At 40.0% G+C, this 5,428-nt stretch carries 5 protein-coding genes; all 5 read right to left on the reverse strand.

Annotated features, from left to right (window positions below; genetic code table 11):
- Positions 1–149 precede the first annotated feature (149 nt).
- Positions 150–1,649, reverse strand: a complete 1,500-nt coding sequence (locus ACSHXM_RS20620; RefSeq protein ID WP_435692081.1) for a cytochrome-c peroxidase — start codon at positions 1,647–1,649, stop codon at positions 150–152.
- A gap of 152 nt (positions 1,650–1,801) precedes the next feature.
- Entirely contained in the window at positions 1,802–2,038 is a 237-nt protein-coding gene (locus tag ACSHXM_RS20625; protein ID WP_435692083.1) for a hypothetical protein, read from the reverse strand.
- A 14-nt stretch (positions 2,039–2,052) separates the two neighbouring features.
- Positions 2,053–2,496: a hypothetical protein gene (locus tag ACSHXM_RS20630; protein ID WP_435692085.1), complete on the reverse strand. Its 444-nt coding sequence runs from the start codon at positions 2,494–2,496 to the stop codon at positions 2,053–2,055.
- Positions 2,493–3,587 (reverse strand): hypothetical protein, encoded by a 1,095-nt coding sequence (locus tag ACSHXM_RS20635; protein WP_435692087.1) that lies wholly within the window; start codon positions 3,585–3,587, stop codon positions 2,493–2,495. Before ACSHXM_RS20635 ends, ACSHXM_RS20630 begins: the two co-directional genes overlap by 4 nt.
- Before the next feature lie 165 nt (positions 3,588–3,752).
- On the reverse strand, positions 3,753–5,372 hold the full coding sequence (locus ACSHXM_RS20640; RefSeq protein ID WP_435692089.1) for a cation:proton antiporter domain-containing protein: 1,620 nt from the start codon (positions 5,370–5,372) through the stop codon (positions 3,753–3,755).
- Positions 5,373–5,428: the final 56 nt, after the last annotated feature.

Consider the following 5,428-nt stretch of genomic DNA (forward strand, 5'->3'; position numbering starts at 1 on the left):
GGGGAAATCATAAGGCTTTACCGCCTTATGAGTGCCAACATAATCAAAAAATATAATGGTGTCTGCATCGTCTCTCAAAAGCGCCTAACTGGTATCAGCCCCAGTTAGGCGCTTGTACTATCTCAAATTAAAAATGCACTCTATATTTTTTACAAAGCATTACCAGATTGATCAATAGCATTAAGACGCATTCCATCAGGATCTTCATCTAGCCCTTCTGAAACCCACGGAGATAAACATTCACGGTTTTTAACACAAGGGTCGGTTAACCCATGTAAAAATTCTACTAAATCCTTAACATCCTGCTCTACGAATTCAAAGTTTCTTAATACATTGGGAACATTATTATTTTGATTTTCGATCAATTGGTTCACTGCAAATTGGGTATTAATCTGCATATCACTGACTTGAACAGACGCTTCAAGCTGTGAAAAGTCATAATCGACAAATGCTTTTGCTGGGTTCAATGAATGTCGAACAGCACCTTCTAATGTGGTATTTGCGCCAGCATGCCCCCATGGGCCAGTCACCTCAACATTAAGTAAACTTGGCGTGCGAAAACGGTACATATCAGCTGGATCTTTTGTTACTAAAAAGCGCCCAAAATCATCTGTTTTAGTTACCCCATTATCACTACCTTTGCCACGTCCAATTTGTGGACTAGCGGTCACGTGATGGGCTTCATCAGTGAAAAAATCACCAGAATGGCATGACGCACAATTAGCTCCGCCTTGCTCTGAATTACCAAAAAATAATAAGCCGCCACGAATTGCACTTGGGCTTAGCGCAGTATCATCTCCTTCAAGAAATGCCTTAAAAGGGGTATTGATAAAAACTTGTGAACGTTCATATTCTCCAATAGCTTTGGCTATCCGCGCATAAGTAATAGCGTTATCTCCAAATACATTGACAAACTCTTCGTCCCAATCTCCCTCTAACGTTATTCGATTTTCTAATTCAGTTCGAAGTTCTGAATTAGATTTACCTGCTGCAAATATAAAACCACGCATTTCTTCTGGTGAAGTAACAGGAAACCTTGCTTGTGCTTCGGCTAAGTTGTCTCCCGCATGAAGGTCTGCTGTGCCAAATTCAGAATCGGGTGTGCGAATCCCCATACCATCGGCACCGTTTACACCTTGAGTTTTCCCCATACTTTCTACACGGCCATCATGAAACATAAATTTATCCCACATTCCGAGATTAAATGTAGTGGGCGCGTTTCGTGGGACTGTTGGCCCGCCGTCATAGTGTTCTGAAGCGCTGTCATGAAAACGTCCTTCCCCAAGCATGTCATCAATTTCACTACCGACTCCAATAGAAAGCGATAAATTATCCCCCCCTCCTAGAACAGGGTGATGGCAAGTTACACAAGCAGAGTCTTTATCTCCACCTAAACCTTTAGTAAAAAATAACTTTTTTCCTAGTTGGGCAATAGGCTCTTCAATATTTGGCAGGGCACGGCCCAATGAGGCGTCGCCATTGAGGTTTTGTTCGGCAATCAACTCTTTTAATTTAAGTCGGTTATTAACATTTTCAACGGACTCTATTGGCGTTTTCTCACTGTCTCCACAGGCAGTTAAAATACAAGAAAGAATAGATAAAAAAATGAGGGGGTATTTTCGATAATTCGTTAATTCCATTTTTAACATAGCTAAATTCCTTTAGTGAAACATAATAATAGACACGCGATTAATTTGCTTAAAGTCCCCCGAATGAAACAAGTAGACTCAACTACCTAATAACAAACTAGGTGACTCCAAATCTGTATAAGCTAAACGTATAAATAGCTTAGAAGGTTTTGTTAATCCTCTGGCATTGCTTCAAATTCGGCGCGTTTTGCATCCATATAATCCTGCATAGCTTGAGGGTCTGTCATAAGAGCTTTTACTTTTGCCATAGCTGCTAAATGAGCTGCATCTTGTTGTTGAAACATCTGCATGCCGTGGATTTTGCTTTGAGTGGCTATCTCATCAAATGTTTCTGCAGAGAAAGGTGTGTCACATACCCCGCCGAGTTGTTTACAAGTCATAGTTTTCATTTTTATTATCCTAATCAACTTTTTTGTTTGAATAATTGGATAGTACCAAATAAATGCAAGATTCCAATCACAAAACATATAGTTGAACTAATGAGCCAAAAGGTCAAAGAATTTTGTGTAATGGCGGGATGTTCACTCACAAAAGATAGAGTCAAACCAGCCATTGCTCTAACTAAATAAATGACTGAGATCAATACCAGCACCGTTTTTAAAAAAGGGAGCTTACGTACCACTCCGACAGCTGACAAGGCGAACAATCCCCATATAAATAACACCAATGCAATGCCAGTTGTGATTATTGCTGGTTGATAACTGCCCGCTTCAGCCATTTTTGCCATCTGTTCACCCGCACCAAAAAAACGGTACCAGTCTGGCCCTCCCACCATAATCCCAAGATGGGTAATACCCGCTAATATGCTGCAAGCTCCTGCTGAAATTAATAGCGTTCGAAGATTCATTGCACCATTCCTTTACTTTTAATTAAGGCTTTTAGATTTAAGACTTCTGGTTGTTGGGCATTATTATCCATGATCCGTTTGATGCTCCATTTTTGGTTAGCTGTGCCTCCTGCTTCAATAATGATAGACGCGACACGATAGTGCTTTTTAGCCAAGGCATAATCCAGAGGAAACTGACCATTATTACTTTTCACCTGGAGTTGCAGTATGTAACGTTGTTTTTTAGTCGCTTCCTCTAACAAGATAGCTCGTAAAAAGTCTATCTGATTAGTCTCAATGGCTAGATGAATGCAGGTCTTTCCTTTGGCATCAACGAGTATTTTTGAAATATTCTCGGCCGGCTGCTTGAATTGAAGGACATAGCCAAACAACCCTAAATCTCCCTTTCTACATGCCCCTAAACTTAACAACGAATCTTTTGTTTGGGCACCAGCGTCTACTAATAACTGAATACTTTTTTGCACATCGCCATACTCAGAAAATCCCACAACATCTAACGGAGACGCTTGTTTAAAGCTAATATAAAAACTAGTTGAGTAATCAATTGTTGTACGTTTATTTGGATCAGCGCCAGCCTCTAATAAAAGTTTTATAGCTGCATCATCGGCAACACTTGCCGCTTTGACTAAATAAGGCACCTTATCTTGATGGAAACCCTGATTGGCATCGATACCTTGTGCCAATGCTTGTTTGAGCTTCACCAAATCAACATTGGCTCCCCCACTAAAGGCCTGAAGCATAATTAACTCTGAAGAAGTAAGTTCAGGTGGGTCATTTGGATTGGAATCAAATGCCCCGTATTGATTTGCGATTAAAACATGAGCAAAACAGGTAAAAACCAAATAGACACAAAGCCATTTGATAGGTTTTAGTGAACCAATAAAACACTGCACCACAACCAGCACTAACAACAAGCCATGTAAAGGCATAGAAACCAGCGTAAAACTAAACATAAAAATGGCCCACAAAGCGATACCAGTATCGCCGGAGGTACTGACTACTTTGCTCACCAACACCCAATTCACTAAGCTGAGAATAAGAGCAACAAAGGTCAGCCAATTGACGATTTTAGTTCGTATGCCATGTTTCATGCTTATTTCCTCTACATTGTCTGGCTAAAGCGATTGAAGAAGCGTCGGGCTCCAACTGTCGGGCTGAAGCCACGACATACAAAACAATTATAGGTCGGCCATTTATGGCGACAATTTTATTTGCCCTTCGTTAGCCATCTTAACTAGCCTTATTATCTAGGGAACTTAGCTAATGACCTTAGCTTGATGCTCTAAACTAGATTTCACCAATAACCTTGCCGTTTCTTGGTAGGCATGTACAAAATCAGTGATGCCTATTCCGCTTAGCGCCTCTTGCTCAACCAAGCTGGTAATTTTGACTATCACTTGTGCTTTAGGGTGGTAAGCCAACACTGCCTGACAAACAATCTTTTTGGCCACTAAACTCGTCACGGTGACAATCACACTTGCAGACTCTTCTACTTTTAAAGATTCAAGCACGGGCCGTTTATCTAAGTGACCAAAATAGGCTTTGTATCCCCTTTTTCTAGCCAACAATACATGTTTTAGGTTGTCTGAAATAATCACAAAATTAACGCCCTGTTTGGCCAGCTCTGTTGCCACTATGCGGCCGGTCACGGCAAAGCCGCAAATCACCGTATGTTGACTGTCATTAATAGGCGAAATTTTATCTGACTCGAAAAATTCTTTAGCGAAATAAGATGATAGTTTATAAATGTTATTCACCATAAAAGGGGTCACGATCATGGACAACACTGTGACCAGAATCAAAAAACCACCTAATTCAGCGGACAAGATATTCTCACTGAGTGCCAACGAAAATATAGCAAAGGAGAATTCACCAATTTGGCACAAAGCTATAGCTGTTTTTACTGAATCACTCTTGTTAGATTTTCGCCTAATCAAGGCATAAATAATCAGAGCCTTCACCAGCATGGTTAACGCCAACACAGCCAATACTAAAAAGAACTCTTGATAAAAATACACAAAGTCGATTTTGGTACCAATAGAAAAGAAAAACGCACCTAACAACACGTCTTTGTATGAGGCAATATCTGATTCAACTTTTACATGGAAATTGGTTTCGGCGATGATCATGCCAGCAATGAATGCGCCTAACGAGTAAGTAAACCCCATTTCGTGGGCAAGCAAAGATGCCCCTATCACTATGCTTAATACTGAGCCTAAAAAAAGCTCTTCTAACTTGGCATTGGTTGAAAAGTGCAACAACCATTCAATAAGCTTTTTTCCTAGGGTGAACATAAACACTATGACGATGGTGGCCGAGATCAACGTGTTGAACAAGACTTCACCAATCGACAACTCATCATTAGCCAAAAAACTAATTAATAATAAAATGGGGATCACAGCCAAATCTTGAAAAATCAAGATAGCTACAGACTTTTCACCATAAGGCGTCACCACATCTTTAGAACGTTTTAAGTAACTTAAAACAATCGCTGTTGACGATAAACTAAAGGCTAAAGCGATAATCACAGACGTAGTAGCAGCCAACGAAAAACCAAAAAACGCCACCAAGAATATCACTAAGGCGCTAACTAACACCTGCGCAGTGCCGTTAACAAATACGATCTCTTTCATGGTTTTGAGTTTGTTAAAAGACAACTCTAAACCAATGGTAAACATTAGAAACACAATACCAAACTCGCCAATTAAATCTAAGGACGAGTGAGAAGAAGACGAATTAAAGTCAAATAAATTACTGACTATGGTGCCGGTCACTATGTAACCAATAATGTGCGACACTGAAAACTTTTTCAGCACAATATTGAGTACACTGGCAATCGCCAAAGAAATAAAAATAATCAGTAAAATCGAATCCATGAAGCTGCCTAAAGAGAGTGATTGCCTAACTATTCTACCTAGGATTACACTAAGAC

Source organism: Paraglaciecola sp. (genome assembly GCF_051252315.1).
In the GTDB taxonomy this organism is placed as follows: domain Bacteria; phylum Pseudomonadota; class Gammaproteobacteria; order Enterobacterales; family Alteromonadaceae; genus Paraglaciecola.